Source organism: Rhodanobacter sp. Soil772 (assembly GCF_001428385.1).
Classification (GTDB): Bacteria; Pseudomonadota; Gammaproteobacteria; order Xanthomonadales; family Rhodanobacteraceae; genus Rhodanobacter.
Window position 1 is genome coordinate 457,950 of the sequence record NZ_LMSK01000003.1, and the last position, 16,310, is coordinate 474,259.

Sequence of the window (16,310 nt, forward strand, 5' to 3'; positions counted from 1 at the left end):
CGACTTCGCCCCCTAGCCCAAGAGCAGCACCATGGCAGACAACGCCATCGCGACGACCGGAGACAACGGTTCGCGCCTGGACCCCTTCAAACAGCTCGCGCGCAACCCGGCGACGCGGCAGCTCGTGCTGCTGGTGGCGGTGGCTGCGGCCGTGGCGCTGGGCGTGGCCGTGGTGCTGTGGTCGCGCGGCCCGAACTACGGGTTGCTGTATGCCGGCCTGGAACAAAAGGACGCCTCGGCGATCACGCAGGAATTGCAGGCGGGCAATACGCCTTACCAGCTGAGCAGCGACGGCGCGTCGATCATGGCGCCGGCCGCCGACCTGGCTGCCCTGCGGCTGAAGCTGGCCGCGAAGGGCCTGCCCCAGGGCAGTGCCGCCAGCAGTGCGCTGCCGGCCGCCGACTCGCCGTTCGGCATGAGCGACCTGGCCGAACGCACCCGCTATCAGCAACTGCTGGAAGCCGATCTGGGCGCCACCATCGGTGGGCTGCAGTCGGTGCGCGCCGCGCGCGTACATCTGGCGCTGCCGAAACCGTCCGCCTTCATCCGCGACAATCGGGAGGCCAGCGCATCGGTACTGGTCACCTTGTATCCGGGCCGTCAGCTGGATGCCGGCCAGGTGGCGGCGATCGTGCACCTGGTGGCGGCCAGTGTGCCGAACCTGGAGGCGCGCCAGGTTTCCGTGATCGACCAACAGGGCCAGTTGCTGACCACCGATCCGGAAAGCCCGGGGGCAGTGGGCGACAACCGCCTGCGCATCGCCACGCGGATCGAGAACACCTACGCCCAGCGCATCGAGGAACTGCTGACGCCGCTGGTCGGCCCCGGCCGGGTGCATGCGCAGGTGCATGCCGATCTGGATTTCAGCCAGACCGAGAAAGCCACCGAGACGTTCGGCCACGAACACCCGGCGCTGCGCAGCGAGCAGACCAGCAGCGAGCAGCGCGGCGCGGATGGCGCCGCCGGCGGCGTGCCTGGCGCGCTCAGCAACCAGCCGCCGAGCATGGTCGCGCAACCCACGGCGGCCAAGCCGGACGCCGGCAAGGCGGCGCCCGCGACAGCCACGGCAACGACCGCCAACTCGGGGGGAGATAGTTCCAGCAGCGCCACCCGCAACTACGAACTCGACCGCACCATCAGCCATGTCAGCGATCCGGCGGGGCGGCTGGCCCGGCTTACCGTGGCGGTGGTGCTGGACGACAAATTGGTCAGTCCCGACAAGCCGGGCGATACGGCCGACGATCCGGCGGCAGCGCCCAAGGCGGTGCCGTTCAGCGCGCAGGAGCTGCAGCACCTGACCGACCTGACCAGGAATGCCGTGGGCTTCAACGCCACTCGCGGCGACAGCGTCAGCGTGATCAATCAGGCGTTCCAGCGCGGCCCGGCGCTCGAGGCGCTGCCCGAAACCCCGCTGTGGGGCCGCCCCGGCGTGATGGATCTGATCAAGCAGGGGATCGGCGTGCTGATCGCGCTGCTGGTGGCGTTCGGCCTGTTGCGCCCGCTGCTGAAGGGATTGCTGCGCGGCGAAACGGCAGCGCGCGCGCTGCCGTCGCCGATGCCGCAGATCTCGGTGCGTGTCGACGACGATTTGGCGGGCAACGAGCCGGCCCGGCTTGGCGGGGCCGTGCCGGCGCTCTCGTATGAGCAACGCGTCGGCCAGGCCCGGCGGATGGTCGGCGAAAACTCCAAACAGGTGGCGCAAGTCGTGAAGAACTGGGTGAGCGAAGATGGCAACTAATCGTTCCGATGCGCCCATCAATGGTGCGCAGCGTGCGGCAATCCTGCTGCTGACGCTGGGTGAGCAGGACGCCGCCGAAGTGCTCAAGCACCTCAGCGCCCGCGACGTGCAGGCAGTCGGCACGGCGATGGCGGCGCTCAGCAGCGTATCGCGCGAGCATGTCGAACACGCGTTGATCAAGCTCAACGAAGACATGGGCCGGCAGACTTCGCTGGGCGTCGGCACCGAGGAATACATCCGCAAGATCCTGGTCAATGCGCTGGGCGAGAACAAGGCCGGTGGGTTGATCGACCGCATCCTGCTCGGCCGCAGCAGCAAGGGGCTGGAGTCGCTGAAGTGGATGGAGAGCCGCGCCATCGCCGAGATGATCAACCAGGAGCACCCGCAGATCATCGCGCTGGTGCTGGCGCATCTGGAGCCCGACCAGGCCGCCGAGGTGATCGGCTACCTGCCGCCGCGCGTGCGCTCCGACGCGGTGATGCGCATCGCCACCCTCGACGGCGTGCAGCCGCATGCGTTGAACGAGCTGGACGAGATCATGGAGCGCCAGTTCTCCGGCAACACCAAGAAACTCAAGTCCGCCAACGTCGGCGGGCTGAAGGCCGCCGCCGACATCCTCAACGCGATGGAAACCAGCCGCGAGACCGAATTGATGACGGCCATCCGTGGCCTGGACGAGGCCTTGGGCGGACGCATCGAGGACCTGATGTTCGTGTTCGAGGACCTGGCCGAACTGGACGACCGCGGCATGCAGATCCTGCTGCGCGAGGTGCCGTCGGGGACCCTGATCACGGCGCTGAAGGGCGCCGAGCCGGAGGTGCGCGAGAAGATTTTCGCCAACATGTCCAAGCGCGCCGCCGACATGATGCGCGACGACCTCGAGGTGAAGGGGCCGGTGCGCCTGAGCGAGGTCGACGCGGCGCAGAAGGAAGTGCTGGCCATCGCCCGGAAACTTTCCGATGCCGGGCAGCTCAGCCTGGCCTCCGGCGGGGATGAATTCGTCTGATGACCGCCACGACCCACAACGCGGCAACGGATTTCCGGCGATGGGAACTGCCGAACGTGGGCACCCAGCCGACGGCGTCGAAGGCGGCCAACACGTCGCCGCAACCGACCGTGCGCGAGCTGGCGGCACTCGAACAGCAGGCGCGCGAGGAAGGCTATGCGGCGGGCCACGCCGAAGGATCGGCCGCGGCGCAGCAGCAGCTGCAACAGCGCATGGCGCAGCTCGATGCGCTGTATGACGCCGCGGCGCGTCCGCTGCTGGTGCTCGACGAGCAGACTGGGCAGGAGCTGGCGCGGTTGGCCATGATCGTGGCCGGCCGGGTGATCACGCGCGAATTGCAGCTGTCGCCCGAGCTGATCGCACGGGCCGTGCGCGAGGCAGCCTCCGCGCTGCCGGCGGCCACCCGCGAGCTTCGCGTGCACGTGCACCCGGCCGACTTAGCCTTGCTGCATGAACTCGGTGCGGCCGAAAGCCACTGGCAACTGCTCGCCGATCCGTCGCTGGCGCGCGGCGACTGCCAGCTGGAGAGCGAACGCTCCCGGCTCGATGCGCGGGTGGAGACCCGCCTGGCGGCGGTGATCGACGCCGTGCTCGGCGATGACACCGACGGATCCGGCAAATGAAAACGGAGCGTTCTGCATGAGCACCGAGGCGATCCTCGCCGCCCGGCAAACGAACTGGCAGCGTCAGTTCGCGCGTCAGGGCGCGCGCGCCGAAGCGGTGCGTACGCTGACCGTGGAAGGCAGCCTGCGCCGGGTGGTCGGCCTGACGCTGGAGGCGGAAGGTTGCGAAGCCGCGCTGGGTGCGCGCTGCCTGGTCGACACGGCCGACGGTGCCACGCTGGAGACCGAGGTGGTCGGTTTTGCCGATGAACGCCTGCTGCTGATGCCGGTGGGCGACATGCATGGCGTGCTGCCCAATGCACGGGTTCGCCCGTATGCGCGCAGCGGTGGCCTGCCGGTCGGCATGGGCTTGCTGGGCCGCGTGGTCGGCGCCGATGGCGTGCCGCTGGACGGGCTCGGTCCGCTGGAGTCGGACGAGCACGCCGCGCTCAAGCGCGAGCCGATCAACCCGATGGCGCGCAAGCCGATCGACGCGCCGCTGGACGTCGGCGTACGCGCGATCAACGCGCTGCTTACCGTCGGCCGCGGCCAGCGGCTGGGCCTGTTCGCCGGTTCCGGCGTCGGCAAGTCGACCCTGCTCGGCATGATGACCCGCTACACCAACGCCGACGTGGTGGTGGTCGGGCTGATCGGCGAGCGCGGCCGCGAAGTGAAGGAGTTCGTCGAACACACGCTGGGCGAGGAGGGCCGCCGCCGCGCGGTGATCGTCGCCGCGCCGGCCGATGCGCCGCCGCTCAAGCGCCTGCGCGGCGCTCAGTACGCCACCGCTATCGCCGAGTGGTTCCGCGACCGCGGCCAGCGCGTGCTGCTGCTGATGGATTCGCTGACCCGCTACGCCCAGGCGCAGCGCGAGATCGCGCTGGCGATCGGCGAGCCGCCGGCGACCAAGGGTTACCCGCCGTCGGTGTTCGCGATGATGCCGGCGCTGGTCGAACGTGCCGGCAACGATGCCGAAGGGCGCGGCTCGATCACCGCGTTCTACACCGTGCTGACCGAAGGCGACGATTATCGCCACGACCCGATTGCCGATGCGGCACGCGCGATTCTGGACGGCCATATCGTGCTGTCGCGCGACCTCGCCGAAGCCGGCCATTACCCGGCCATCGACATCGAGGCCTCGATCAGCCGCGTGATGCCGGCGGTGGTGAGCCGCGAGCATCTGCGCGCGGCGCAGCGTTTCCGCCAGGTCTATTCCGCCTATCGCCAACAACGCGACCTGATCGCGGTGGGCGCGTACCAGAAGGGTTCCGATCCGCAGGTCGACCAGGCGATCGAGATGTGGCCGCAGCTGCGCGTTTTCCTGCAGCAGGAAGTGGACGAACCGATGACGCTCGAAGTGGCGATCGAGAAACTCGATGCTCTCGCCGCGCAGGTGGCCGGATGAATTCGCGCACGAAACAATTGGAGCCTGCGGTGGAGCAGGCCAGGCAGCGCAGCGAGGATGCGCTGGCGCAACTGGCGGCACAGCAGCAGGCGCTGGCCAGGGCCGAGCACCAGCTCAGTGAACTGCAGCGTTATCGGCTGGAGTATGCGGCTGCCGGCGATGGCGCGCAGAGCGTGACGGCGTTGCTCAACCGGCAGAAATTCGTGGAACGGATCGACCAGGCGATCGTGCAGCAGGAGGCCGAGGTGGCCCGGCAGAGTCGTCTGCTGGCGCAGGTGCGCGATCACTGGCGACGGGCGCATGCCCGCGAAAGCGCGCTGGTCAGCGTGGTCGCGCAGCACCGCGAAGAAGAACGCCGGGCCGCGGATCGCCACGAGCAGGCCGAGGTCGACGAGCGCATGCAATACCGGCGGCTGCGATGAAGGCCGCGATCGCCTTGTCGTTGCCGATCCGCATCCGTGCGGCTTCGTCGCGTGCGCCGCGGCCGGCCGCGCGCATTTATCGTTGAAGGATTGCCCCGCCATGACCGCTTCCGTCACCGTTACCGTACCCAGCGTCGCCGCCACGGCGGGATCGCGACCCGCTGCTGCCGAGCCGCGCGATGGCGCCGACGCGGCGACCGGTTTCGACAGTCAGCTGCATGCCGCGCGGCAACAGCATGACGCCAGGAACATGGACGACGCATCGAACAAGCAGGATGAGCGCAGGCGCATGGCGACTGCACCGTCATCGCTCGGCCAGCAACCGGATGCCGCTGCGCCGGTCGATCCGGGTGTCGTGCCGGTGTTGCCGCCGGCAACCGCGCAGGCCGCCGAGACGGTTGTAGCGGCGACGAGCGAGTCGACGGACAAGAGCGAGCCGGATGACCAGCCGGCATCCGCCATGGCGGGCGCCATGCTCGCCTTGCTGGGATCGTCGGTGGCAGCGGCGCTGCAGCCGGCTGCCGGCATTGCCGGTGCGGCCGCCGGTGCGCTGGCGCAGGCGGGCAAGACCGTGGCCAGCGACGCCAGGGCTGCCGCCATGCTCCAGCTCGGTGCAGCAGGCAGCCAAGCCGCCGCGCCCGCCGTCAGCACGATGCCGGTGGCGGCCAACTTGCTGGCGGTGGCTCACGCCGCGCTGCCGGCGTCGACCGCTGTCGACAAGGATTCATCGGATGGGCGTGGCTTGGCGGCTGTACTGTCGGCTCCTCCCGCTGCCGCCGCGCCGGTGGCAGCGCATCAGCTGCAACTGCAGTCGCCGCTGGGGAGCCAGGCGTTCGCCCAGGACCTGGGCCAGCAGGTGGCCTGGCTGGGCGGCCAGAACATCAAGCAGGCGCGGATCCGCCTGCATCCCGAGGAACTGGGCTCGCTCGACGTCAGCGTCAGCGTGACGCACGGGCGTGTCGATGTGGTGTTCAGCGCGCAGCACCCCGCGGCGGTCTCGGCCGTGCAGCAGAGCCTGCCGCAGCTGGATCAGATGCTGGCACAGCACGGTCTTTCGCTCGGGCATGCCGAGGTCGGCCAGCACGGTCGCGGTGGCCGCCAGGGGCATGCCGAAGATGCCGGCACGGCGGCGGTGGAAGAGATCGGCGATGTTCTGCCGGTGTCGCTGGGCAGGGTCGGTTTGCTCGACGCGTTCGCCTGAGCCCGTCCACGGGCCACCTTGCGCTCGCCAGCACCGTTCTTGTCCCGCCGGTGGGTATCTCGAAAAACCGCGGTCATCCCAGCGAGAGTCGGGATCCGGCGACTCCAGGTTATTGAAGAGCAAGACGCTGGGTTCCTGCTTTCGCAGGAATGACGAGCAAGACCGTGGCTGTTCGAGGCTCCCGGTTTCCACGCCGTCGTTGCAGGGGAGTTTTCGCGCTGATGGAAGAGCCGCCGTGATCGCGTCGCGACGACGCAATGGCAGGCGTCAAGAAAGCGCCGCAAGCGGGTTTCGCCTACCGCAAATCCAGCTGGGACAACGTTTACCGTCGATGGCACGCGGTTTGCTTTTGCAATGGTAAGCACGCCAGTGTGCGTGCCTTTCAACAATTGCAGATCGAGGTTTCCATGGTTGATGACGGACAAACCGGTGAGGTGGTCGATGCCCCGCCGGAGCGCAAGAGCCGCAAGCTGCTGGTGATCGCGGTGTCGGCGGTTCTGCTGCTGGCGCTGGGTGTCGGCGGCTATGTCTGGCAGTCAAGCCAGTCCACGTCGGCCGGGGCCGGCAAGTCGACGCCGAAGGTCGCCAAGGCCGAACTCTATCTGCCGCTGGATCCGGCTTTCGTGGTGAATTTCCGCGACGCCGAATCACTGCGCTATCTGCAGGTCGGGGTCACCCTGATGTCGCACGATCCCCATGCGATCGAGGTGGCCAAGGCTGCCGATCCGGTGATCCGCGATGCGCTGGTGGCGCTGTTCAGCAACCAGGACTTCGCGATCATCGGCGACGCCGCCGGGCGCCAGAAACTGCAGGGCGAGGCGCTTGATGCGGTACGCAAGATCGTCCGGGCGCGGCTCGGCCGGCCCGGCATCGACGCGTTGTACTTCACCAGTTTCGTGATGCAGTGACCGGGATGACGCGCGCATGAGCGATCTGCTTTCCCAGGACGAAATCGATGCGCTGCTGGACGGCGTGAGCGGCGGCGCGGTAGCCACCGGCAGCGACGAGCCGTTGCCCAGCGATGCGGTGATCACGTACGACTTCACCCAGCAGGACCGCATCGTGCGGGGACGCCTGCCCACACTGGAAATGGTCAACGACCGTTTCGCGCGGTTTTTCCGCGCCGCGATCTTCAACGTGCTGCGCAAGACCTGCGAGGTCTCGGTGCTGGGCGTGAAGATGATCAAGTTCGCCGAGTACGTGCACAGCCTGGCGGTGCCGAGCAACCTCAACCTGGTGCGCATCAAACCGCTGCGCGGCACCGCGCTGGTGGTGTTCGAGCCGCGCCTGGTGTTCACCGTGATCGACAACTTCTTCGGCGGCGACGGCCGCTACCACGCCCGCATCGAGGGCCGCGACTTCACCGCCACCGAGAACCGGGTCATCCAGATCATGCTGGGCGAACTGTTCGGCGCGATGGCCGAAGCGTGGGCGCCGGTGCTGGAGCTTCAGTTCGAATATCAGAACTCCGAAATCAACCCGCAGTTCGCCAACATCGTCAGCCCGACCGAGACGGTGGTGGTGTCGCGCTTCCACGTCGAGCTCGACGGCGGCGGCGGCGAGATCCACCTGACCCTGCCGTACGCGATGGTCGAGCCGATCCGCACCCTGCTGGACGCCGGCGTGCAGAGCGACCGGGCCGATCGTGACGACCGCTGGGCCGAATTGCTGCAGGAAGAGGTGCTCGATGCGGAGGTGAGCCTGAACTCGCTGCTGCTCGAAGCGCAACTGAGCCTCGGCGAGTTCCTGCATCTGCGCCCCGGCGACGTGATCCCAGTGCAGCTGCCGGAGCTGGCCACCGTCTATGCCGAGGACGTGCCGGTGTTCCGCGGCCGTTACGGCCAGTCCAACGGCCGCAACGCCGTACGTTTCCATGTCCAGGCCGGTCGTCGCGAAAGACGCTCGGCCGGCGACCATTCCCTAGAGAAGAATCCCGCATGAGCCAACACAGCGATAGCGCGTTCGCCGATACCGCCTCCCGCGTCGAACTTGACCCCCTGCACGGCGTCGCCGCGGACGGCGGCGAGGTCAACCTCGACATGATCCTCGATGTGCCGGTGACCTTGGCCATGGAAGTCGGGCGCACCCGCATCAGCATCCGCAATCTGCTGCAGCTGAACCAGGGCTCGGTGGTGGAGCTGGACCGCGCCGCCGGCGAGCCGCTGGACGTGTTCGTCAACGGCACCCTGGTGGCGCATGGCGAGGTGGTGGTGATCAACGAGAAGTTCGGCATCCGCCTGACCGACGTGATCAGCCCGGCCGAACGCGTGCGCAAGCTGCGCTGATGAGCACGTTGGCGCTCATGCTCGCTGCCGTGCCGGCGGCCACACCGGAGTTCAATGCCGCCGGCGAACTCGTGCGCGTGGTGCTGAGCCTGCTGGGCATCATCGGGCTGATCCTGGCGGCCGGCTGGCTCACCCGGCGGATGCAGCGTCGCCACGGCGTGGCCGGGCGGCGCATCCGTTGCGTGGAGACGTTCGCGGTGGGCGCGCGCGAGCGGCTGCTGCTGCTCGATGCCGACGGCAAGCGCCTGCTGATCGGCATGGGGCCGGGCGGCATGCGCACGCTGCACGTCTACGACGGCGCACCGGCCGAGCCTGTTTCGATCGAGCAGCCCGCCGCTCCATCGCTGCCGGCGTTCGGCGAGCTGCTGGCACGCTGGAAGCGCAGCTCATGAGGACGTGGCGCTGGATCGTTGCGGTGTCGCTGCTGCTGTTGCCGCTGGCTGCGCTGGCGGCACCGCCGCCGGGCATTCCGCTGGTCAACGTGCAGAACGTGCCCGGTGGCGGGCAGAGCTGGACGCTGTCGCTGCAGGTACTGGCGCTGATGACGGCGCTGACGCTGTTGCCGGCGATCGCGCTGATGATGACCTCGTTCACCCGCATCATCATCGTGCTCGGTTTTCTGCGCCAGGCGCTGGGCACGCAATCGACCCCGCCGAACCAGGTGCTGCTGGGGCTGGCGTTGTTCCTCACCCTGTTCGTGATGTCGCCGGTGCTCAATCGCGCCTATGCCGATGGCGTGAAGCCGTACATGGACGGCCAGCTTGCCGCCGAGCAGGCGCTGCCGGCGGCATCGGCGCCGTTCAAGCACTTCATGCTCGACCAGACGCGCGAGGCCGACCTTGCGCTGTTCACCCGGCTGGCCGGTGAAAAACCCTATGCGGACAAGGCCGACGTGCCGTTCAAGGTGGCGATGCCGGCGTTCCTCACCAGCGAACTGAAGACCGCGTTCCAGATGGGCTTCCTGCTGTTCATCCCGTTCCTGATCATCGACCTGGTGGTGGCCAGCGTGTTGATGTCGATGGGCATGATGATGGTCTCGCCGATGATCATCTCGCTGCCGTTCAAGATCATGCTGTTCGTGCTGGTGGATGGGTGGACGCTGCTGCTCGGGACCCTGGCCGGGAGCTTTTACACATGAATATGCTCCCGATGGCCACTGCGGATTTTCGTCTTGTGAAGTTCAAGGCGAAGAGCTTTCGCCCTCCTGCAACTGTAGGAGCGCACCTTGTGCGCGATGCTCTTGTTTCGTTCAGAGCGAAGAGCTTCAGAGGCAAGAGCTTTCGTGCGCCTGCGGCGCCCGAGTTACTTCTCTTTTGCTTGTCCAAAAGAGAAGTAACCAAGAGAAAACGACCCCCCGCTTGGCGCTTGCCGGGCCTCCTGCCCGGCAAGTCCGTGAGCCGGGGCCGGGCTTTTCGAGCGGGCATCCTGCCCGCGCGAAAAGGCGTTGCCATCCCTGGCAACGCCCGCTGCGCGGCCTGTCGTCCCCGACTCACCGCCGCGCAAAGGACCCCGGGTAGAGCAGCGGGCCATCGTGGCCCGCACTCGGTGATGAAGCGGAAAAGCAGAAGCCACAGCAAAGCATCGCTTTGCTGTGGCTTCGCTCCTGCTCTTGATCTGGCTCTTCTGAAGAGTGCGCGCTGGGAGCGCGCTGCTCTACCCGGGGCCCCTATGGCGCGGCGGGTGGGCGAAGGAAAGCCCGCAGGGTGGCCGGCATGGATGCCGGCCAGTTTTTCGCCAGCACAGGATGTGCTGTCGAAAAAACCCGTAGCCCACCCGCGCACCCGGAGGGCAGGATGCCCGCAGGGCGCGCCATCGGGGTGGCCTCTCTTTTGGTTACTTTTCTCTGGCCACCCAGAGAAAAGTGACTCGCCCTCCGAAGGAGGACGAAAGCTCTTCGCTTTGAAACCTGCAAAAGCGTCGCGGCTGAAGCCGATCCCACAAGGGCTGCTCCAACAGGGATGGACACCATGACCCCCGAATCCATCATGGAGATCGGCCAGCACGCGCTGTACGTGGCGATGCTGGTGGCCGCGCCGCTGTTGCTGACCGCGCTGGCGGTGGGTCTGCTGGTGGGCGTGATCCAGGCGGCCACGCAGATCAACGAGATGACGCTGAGCTTCATCCCCAAGCTGATCGCGATGGCGCTGGTCGCCTTGGTGACGGGGCCGTGGATGCTGCGTCTGCTGGTGCAATACACGACGCAGCTGATCGAGAGCCTGCCGGGCGCGGTCAGATGACGGCGCTGGACCTGGCGCAGTTGCCGCTGTGGTTGGGCAGCCTGTTCTGGGCGATCGGCAGGGTGAGCGGGCTTTGCCTGGTGGCGCCGGTGTTCAGCGCGACGGTGGTGCCGGCGCGTATCCGCATCGGCGTGGTGGTGGTGCTGTCGCTGGTGCTGGCGCCGCTGGCGCCGGCGACGATCGACCCGCTCAGCGGCGACGGCGTGGCGACCATGGCCGGGCAGGTGCTGATCGGCGCGGCGGTGGGGTTCGTGCTGAAGCTGGTGTTCGAGGCGGTCTCGTTCGGCGGCGAGCTGGTGGGGCAGAGCATGAGCCTGGGTTTTGCCGAGGTGGTCAATCCGCAAGCCGGCGGCAGTTCGAACGTGCTGAGCCAGTTCTACCTGCTGCTGGTGACCTTGCTGTTCCTCGCGATGGACGGCCATCTGCGCCTCATCGCGCTGCTGGCCGACAGCTTCCACAGCCTGCCGCCAGGCGTGCCGGCGATCAACGCCAACGGCCTGCACGCGGTGGTCGGCTTCGCGGCGCAACTGTTTTCCGGTGCCGTGCGCGTCGCCCTGCCGGCAATGACCTCGTTGCTGGTGGTGAACATCGGCTTCGCCGCGATCAGCCGCGCGGCACCATCGATGAACCTGTTTGCAGTGGGCTTTCCGATCACCGTGTCGCTGGGTTTCATCGCCTTGTGGCTGGCGCTGCGCAGTCTGCCGGGCGCGTTCGAGGCGTTGCAAGATGACGCCTGGTCGCTGATGCGCAACCTGCTGGGGAGCTGACTGCCATGTCGGACGACAGCGACCAGGAAAAAACCGAACAACCTACCGAAAAAAAGCAGCGCGAGTCCCGCGAGAAGGGCGAGGTTCCGCGATCGCGCGACCTGTCCGGTGCGATGGTGGTGCTGGCTGGCGTGGCGGCGCTGATGAATAGCGGCGAGAGTGCGTTCCTGCATGCCCGGCAGATTTTTTCGCTGGGCCTGGGCTATTCGCGCGAAGCGCTGTTTACCGATGCGCTGCCGGGGCGCGCGCTGCAGGCGGCGATGCACGAGGCGCTCAAGCTGTTCGCACCGGTGGCAGTGGCGACGATGGTGGCCACCTTGGTCGCGCCGCTGCTGCTGGGCGGGCTGAATTTCAGCGCGCAGGCGCTGCAGCCGAAGTTCGAACGGCTCGACCCGATCAAGGGACTGGGCAAGATTTTCGCGATGCGCGGTCTGGTGGAGCTGGGCAAGGCGCTGCTGAAGTTGCTGTTCATCGGCGCGGTGCTGGCCCTGCTGTTGCGGCACTGGCAGGGCGAGTTGCAGGCCACCGGCCGCGGCTCGGTCGTGGCCGGTATCGCGCAGTCGATCGGCCTGCTCGGCCGCGCCGCGCTGTGGTTCGGCTCGATGCTGGCGCTGATCGGCGGCATCGATGCCCTCTACCAGAAATTCGACCACGCCAAGAACCTGCGCATGACCAAGCAGGAAATCAAGGACGAGATGAAGGAGAGCGAGGGCAACCCCGAAATGAAGGGGCGCATTCGCCAGGTGCAACAGGCGCAGGCGCGTAGGCGAATGATGGAAGAGCTGCCCAAGGCCGACGTGGTGGTGGTCAACCCGACCCACTTCGCCGTGGCGCTGCGCTACGACGACGGCCGTATGGGTGCGCCGCGGGTGATCGCCAAGGGCGTCGACGTGCTGGCCCAGCAGATCCGCCTGGTGGCGGGCTCGCATCGCATCCCCCTGGTCGAAGCGCCGCCGTTGGCACGCGCCTTGTATGCAACGACTGAACTGGGTCGGGAAATCCCCGCCGCGCTGTATGTGGCGGTGGCCCAGGTCCTGGCCTACGTCTACCAGCTGAAGCAAGCCGCGGCGCAGGGCGAGACACCACCGGCAGCGCCAACCCCCGAGGTCGATCCCGACCTGATGGGGCCTTACCGCGAATAACGACGAGTCAAATCCATGACGGGTGCAGACGTACTAGGCAACTTCAAACACCTGGCGCGACGTGGCATTGGCGCGCCGGTGATGATGCTGGTGATGCTGGCGATGCTGATGTTGCCGCTGCCGCCGTTCCTGCTCGACATGCTGTTCAGCTTCAACATCGCGCTGTCGCTGGTGATCCTGCTGGCGGTGGTCTACGTGATGCGCCCGCTGGAGTTCGCCGCGTTCCCCACCGTGGTGTTGATGGCGACCTTGCTGCGGCTGGCGCTGAACATCGCCTCTACCCGCGTGGTGCTGCTGCACGGGCATGACGGCCCCGGCGCCGCCGGCAAGGTGATCGAGGCGTTCGGCGAGTTCGTCATCGGCGGCAACTTCGCGGTCGGCCTGGTGGTGTTCGCGATCATCACCATCATCAACTTCGTGGTGGTCACCAAGGGCGCCACCCGCGTGTCGGAAGTGACTGCACGCTTTACCCTGGACGCGATGCCCGGCAAGCAGATGGCGATCGACGCCGATCTCAACGCCGGCCTGCTGACCCAGGAGCAAGCCCGGGAACGACGCCAGGAAGTGCGCGAGGAAGCGGACTTCTACGGTTCGATGGACGGCGCCTCCAAATTCGTGCGCGGCGACGCCACCGCCGGCATCCTGATCCTGATCATCAACATCGTCGGCGGCTTCTTCGTCGGCGTGATGCAGCACGGCCTCTCCGCCGGCGAAGCGGCCAAGACCTATACCTTGCTGACCATCGGCGACGGCCTGGTGGCGCAGGTACCGGCGCTGATGCTATCGGTGGCCGCGGCGATCATCGTCACCCGCGTGTCGAAGTCGCAGGACATGGGCAAGCAGGTGATCGGCCAGGTGTTCGGCCAGCCGCGCGCGCTCGGCGTGGCGGCGGTGGTGCTGATCGTGATGGGGGTGATCCCCGGCATGCCGAACGTGGCGTTCCTGCTGCTGGGCGCCAGCTGTGGCGGCGCGGCGTGGCTGCTGCTCAAGCGCGAGCGCGATACCCGCGCCAAGCTGGCCGAATCGATCGCCGAGAAGTCGGTCGCCACTACACCGACCGAGCGGGTGGAGCTGGGTTGGGAGGATGTCGCCAGTGTCGATCCGCTCGGCCTGGAAGTGGGCTACCGGCTGATTCCCTTGGTCGACGTGCACCAGGGCGGCGAGCTGATGGGGCGGATCAAGTCGGTGCGCCGCAAGCTGTCGCAGGAACTGGGCTTCCTGGTGCCGGCGGTGCATATCCGCGACAACCTGGACCTGGGTCCGAACACCTATCGGGTCACCTTGATGGGCGTGCCGATGGGCGAGGCCGAGGTGCACAACGAGCGCCTGATGGCGATCAACCCGGGCCAGGTGCACGGCACCCTGCAGGGCATCGCCACGCAGGATCCGGCGTTCGGGCTGGAGGCGGTGTGGATCGAGAGCGGCCAGCGCGAGCTGGCACAGAGCTATGGCTACACCGTGGTCGATCCGGCCACGGTGATCGCCACGCACTTGTCGCACATCCTGCAAGGTCATGCGCACGAACTGCTCAGCCACCAGGACGTGCAGCAGCTGCTGGACCGGCTCGCCGCCACCGCGCCGAAGCTGGTCGAGGACCTGGTGCCCAAGCGGCTGTCGCTGGGCGTGGTGGTCAAGGTGCTGCAGAACTTGCTGGCCGAGCGGGTGCCGATCCGCAACATGCGCAGCATCGTCGAATCCTTGGCGGAGCACGCCGGGCAGAGTCAGGATCCCGGCGTTCTGACCGCTGCCGTGCGCGTCGCACTGGGCCGGCAGATCGTGCAGGAGATCACCGGGCTGGGCACCGAAGTGCCGGTGATCACGCTGGCGCCCGAGCTCGAACAGATCCTGCTCGGCTCATTGTCCGGCGGCGGTGGCGTGGCCGGCGCCGCAGTGGAGCCGGGCCTGGCCGACCGCCTGCAACAGAGCGTGGCCGACGCCGCGCGGCGCCAGGAATTGAGCGGCGAACCCGCGGTTTTGCTGGTCGCGCCGCTGCTGCGGCCATGGCTCGCACGCTTCACTCGCCACGTGGCACAAAACCTGCACGTACTCGCTTACAACGAAGTGCCCGACAACCGTCGGGTGCGACTGGTACAGGCATTGGGTCGATGAGAGCCGGGATGACGGGATTCGGGATTCGGGATTCGGAAGAGCTGGCAGCGCGGCGGGTTTGCGGCGCTCTGACTTTTGACGAATCCCGAATCCCGAATCCCCAATCCCGCTCGCGGAGCGAGCACGTATGAAGATCAAACGTTTCGTGGCGCCGGACATGCGCCAGGCGATGCGCGAAGTACGCGAAGAGCAGGGGCCGGAAGCGGTGATCCTGTCCACGCGCCGGCTGGATGAAGGTATCGAGCTGGTTGCCGCGATCGACTACGACGAGTCGCTGATGCGCGAGGCTACCCGGCACGGTGCACCGCTCGCGGCGGCGTCTGCCGACGCGGAGGCGACGGCAGCCAGGCCGCGGGTCGAGCCGGTCGAGGCGGTTGCGCCCCTGCCGCGTTCGCGCGTTGCCGCTGTGCCGCCGCCGTTGTCCGCGGCGAACGACATGCCGGCGATGCGCCCGCTGATGGAACAGGCCGCGCAGGACACCGCGCAGATGCGCAGCGAGCTGGGCAGCCTGCGCGAGTTGCTGGAAATGCAACTGTCCAGCCTCGCCTGGAACGACATGGAACGGCGCCAGCCGCTGCGCGCGCGGATTCTGCGCGAGATGACGCGGCTGGGGATCGAACCCGACGTGGCGCGGGCGTTGGTGGCCGAGCTGCCCGACCAGATCAATGCCGAGCAGGCCCGCTACCTGCCGCTGGGCATGCTCAGCCGCAGCCTGACGGTGAGCGGCCGCGACCTGTGCGGCGACGGCGGCGGAGTCATCGCGCTGGTGGGGCCGACCGGCGTGGGCAAGACCACCACCATCGCCAAGCTGGCGGCGCGCGCGGTGATGCGCCATGGCGCCGACCAGGTGGCGTTGGTCAGCACCGATCACTACCGCATCGGTGCCGCCGCGCAGCTGGAACATTACGGCCGGCTGCTCGGCGCGCGGGTCTATCCGGCCTACGACGCGGCCAGCCTGCGCAAGGTGCTGGAGATGCTGCGCGGCAGCCACACCGTGCTGATCGATACCGCCGGCGTCGCCGGCAGCGATCCGCGGCTCGCCCAGCAACTGGAAATTCTGGCCGATGCCAACGGCCTGCGCGCCTGCCTGGTGTTGGCGGCGAACGCGCAGTCGCAGGCGCTGGACGAAGCGGTGCGCGCCTACCTGCCGCTGAAGCCGCACGCCTGCATCCTGACCAAGCTGGACGAAGCCCCGGCGCTGGGCGGCGCGCTGTCGGTGCTGATCCGTCACCGGCTGCCGCTGGACTACACCACCGACGGCCAGCGCGTGCCCGAGGACATCGCCACGGCGGATGCGCGCGTGCTGGTGTGCCGCGCCGCGCAGTCGCTGAAAAGCCAGGCGCCCGACGACAGCATGATGGCCGAGCGCTTCGGCCTCGCGGTGGCCAGCGCATGA

At 67.8% G+C, this 16,310-nt stretch carries 16 protein-coding genes; all 16 read left to right on the forward strand.

The features are described from left to right. Window positions 1–31: 31 nt before the first annotated feature. The 16 genes from fliF (at window position 32) to flhF (ending at window position 16,310) form a co-directional block, all read left to right on the forward strand. Window positions 32–1,738, forward strand: coding sequence for a flagellar basal-body MS-ring/collar protein FliF (gene fliF, locus ASG75_RS13505; RefSeq protein WP_056390425.1), 1,707 nt, complete (start codon window positions 32–34; stop codon window positions 1,736–1,738). 16 nt (window positions 1,739–1,754) lie between these two features. Continuing rightward, entirely contained in the window at window positions 1,755–2,744 is a 990-nt protein-coding gene (gene fliG, locus ASG75_RS13510) for a flagellar motor switch protein FliG (RefSeq protein WP_200935711.1), read from the forward strand. Next, a complete protein-coding gene (locus ASG75_RS13515) occupies window positions 2,744–3,367 on the forward strand; it encodes a FliH/SctL family protein (RefSeq protein ID WP_056390432.1) in 624 nt (207 codons plus the stop codon). Before fliG ends, ASG75_RS13515 begins: the two co-directional genes overlap by 1 nt. Before the next feature lie 16 nt (window positions 3,368–3,383). Continuing rightward, window positions 3,384–4,751, forward strand: coding sequence for a flagellar protein export ATPase FliI (gene fliI / locus ASG75_RS13520; RefSeq protein ID WP_056390435.1), 1,368 nt, complete (start codon window positions 3,384–3,386; stop codon window positions 4,749–4,751). Continuing rightward, window positions 4,748–5,173, forward strand: coding sequence for a flagellar export protein FliJ (gene fliJ, locus ASG75_RS13525; protein ID WP_056390438.1), 426 nt, complete (start codon window positions 4,748–4,750; stop codon window positions 5,171–5,173). Before fliI ends, fliJ begins: the two co-directional genes overlap by 4 nt. Before the next feature lie 652 nt (window positions 5,174–5,825). After that, window positions 5,826–6,374, forward strand: coding sequence for a flagellar hook-length control protein FliK (locus ASG75_RS16715; RefSeq protein ID WP_235580245.1), 549 nt, complete (start codon window positions 5,826–5,828; stop codon window positions 6,372–6,374). Between the two features lie 257 nt (window positions 6,375–6,631). Then, window positions 6,632–7,282 carry a flagellar basal body-associated FliL family protein gene (locus ASG75_RS13535; RefSeq protein ID WP_235580240.1) on the forward strand — a complete coding sequence of 217 codons (651 nt, stop codon included), beginning with the start codon at window positions 6,632–6,634 and terminating at the stop codon, window positions 7,280–7,282. Between the two features lie 16 nt (window positions 7,283–7,298). Beyond that, entirely contained in the window at window positions 7,299–8,315 is a 1,017-nt protein-coding gene (gene fliM / locus ASG75_RS13540) for a flagellar motor switch protein FliM (RefSeq protein WP_056390444.1), read from the forward strand. Then, on the forward strand, window positions 8,312–8,659 hold the full coding sequence (gene fliN, locus ASG75_RS13545) for a flagellar motor switch protein FliN (RefSeq protein ID WP_056390448.1): 348 nt from the start codon (window positions 8,312–8,314) through the stop codon (window positions 8,657–8,659). The genes fliM and fliN overlap by 4 nt, the downstream gene beginning before the upstream one ends. Further along, window positions 8,659–9,051: a flagellar biosynthetic protein FliO gene (locus ASG75_RS13550; RefSeq protein ID WP_056390449.1), complete on the forward strand. Its 393-nt coding sequence runs from the start codon at window positions 8,659–8,661 to the stop codon at window positions 9,049–9,051. Before fliN ends, ASG75_RS13550 begins: the two co-directional genes overlap by 1 nt. Further along, window positions 9,048–9,797, forward strand: a complete 750-nt coding sequence (gene fliP / locus ASG75_RS13555; protein ID WP_056390452.1) for a flagellar type III secretion system pore protein FliP — start codon at window positions 9,048–9,050, stop codon at window positions 9,795–9,797. The genes ASG75_RS13550 and fliP overlap by 4 nt, the downstream gene beginning before the upstream one ends. A gap of 829 nt (window positions 9,798–10,626) precedes the next feature. Then, window positions 10,627–10,896 carry a flagellar biosynthesis protein FliQ gene (fliQ, locus tag ASG75_RS13560; protein WP_056390705.1) on the forward strand — a complete coding sequence of 90 codons (270 nt, stop codon included), beginning with the start codon at window positions 10,627–10,629 and terminating at the stop codon, window positions 10,894–10,896. Continuing rightward, window positions 10,893–11,663: a flagellar biosynthetic protein FliR gene (fliR, locus tag ASG75_RS13565; protein ID WP_056390455.1), complete on the forward strand. Its 771-nt coding sequence runs from the start codon at window positions 10,893–10,895 to the stop codon at window positions 11,661–11,663. Before fliQ ends, fliR begins: the two co-directional genes overlap by 4 nt. Before the next feature lie 5 nt (window positions 11,664–11,668). Then, a complete protein-coding gene (gene flhB, locus ASG75_RS13570) occupies window positions 11,669–12,805 on the forward strand; it encodes a flagellar biosynthesis protein FlhB (protein ID WP_056390458.1) in 1,137 nt (378 codons plus the stop codon). 15 nt (window positions 12,806–12,820) lie between these two features. Next, window positions 12,821–14,914 (forward strand): flagellar biosynthesis protein FlhA, encoded by a 2,094-nt coding sequence (gene flhA, locus ASG75_RS13575; RefSeq protein ID WP_056390461.1) that lies wholly within the window; start codon window positions 12,821–12,823, stop codon window positions 14,912–14,914. A gap of 127 nt (window positions 14,915–15,041) precedes the next feature. Next, window positions 15,042–16,310 (forward strand): flagellar biosynthesis protein FlhF, encoded by a 1,269-nt coding sequence (gene flhF, locus ASG75_RS13580; RefSeq protein WP_056390464.1) that lies wholly within the window; start codon window positions 15,042–15,044, stop codon window positions 16,308–16,310.

Bases quoted from the DNA above. Each gene is read 5' to 3' on its own strand.
- flhA (WP_056390461.1), top strand. From the start codon at position 12,821: ATGACGGGTGCAGACGTACTAGGCAACTTCAAACACCTGGCGCGACGT.
- fliP (WP_056390452.1), top strand. From the start codon at position 9,048: ATGAGGACGTGGCGCTGGATCGTTGCGGTGTCGCTGCTGCTGTTGCCG.
- flhF (WP_056390464.1), top strand. From the start codon at position 15,042: ATGAAGATCAAACGTTTCGTGGCGCCGGACATGCGCCAGGCGATGCGC.
- ASG75_RS13550 (WP_056390449.1), top strand. From the start codon at position 8,659: ATGAGCACGTTGGCGCTCATGCTCGCTGCCGTGCCGGCGGCCACACCG.
- fliM (WP_056390444.1), top strand. From the start codon at position 7,299: ATGAGCGATCTGCTTTCCCAGGACGAAATCGATGCGCTGCTGGACGGC.
- flhB (WP_056390458.1), top strand. From the start codon at position 11,669: ATGTCGGACGACAGCGACCAGGAAAAAACCGAACAACCTACCGAAAAA.
- fliJ (WP_056390438.1), top strand. From the start codon at position 4,748: ATGAATTCGCGCACGAAACAATTGGAGCCTGCGGTGGAGCAGGCCAGG.
- ASG75_RS16715 (WP_235580245.1), top strand. From the start codon at position 5,826: ATGCCGGTGGCGGCCAACTTGCTGGCGGTGGCTCACGCCGCGCTGCCG.
- ASG75_RS13515 (WP_056390432.1), top strand. From the start codon at position 2,744: ATGACCGCCACGACCCACAACGCGGCAACGGATTTCCGGCGATGGGAA.
- fliR (WP_056390455.1), top strand. From the start codon at position 10,893: ATGACGGCGCTGGACCTGGCGCAGTTGCCGCTGTGGTTGGGCAGCCTG.
- fliF (WP_056390425.1), top strand. From the start codon at position 32: ATGGCAGACAACGCCATCGCGACGACCGGAGACAACGGTTCGCGCCTG.
- fliN (WP_056390448.1), top strand. From the start codon at position 8,312: ATGAGCCAACACAGCGATAGCGCGTTCGCCGATACCGCCTCCCGCGTC.
- fliI (WP_056390435.1), top strand. From the start codon at position 3,384: ATGAGCACCGAGGCGATCCTCGCCGCCCGGCAAACGAACTGGCAGCGT.
- fliQ (WP_056390705.1), top strand. From the start codon at position 10,627: ATGACCCCCGAATCCATCATGGAGATCGGCCAGCACGCGCTGTACGTG.
- ASG75_RS13535 (WP_235580240.1), top strand. From the start codon at position 6,632: ATGGCAGGCGTCAAGAAAGCGCCGCAAGCGGGTTTCGCCTACCGCAAA.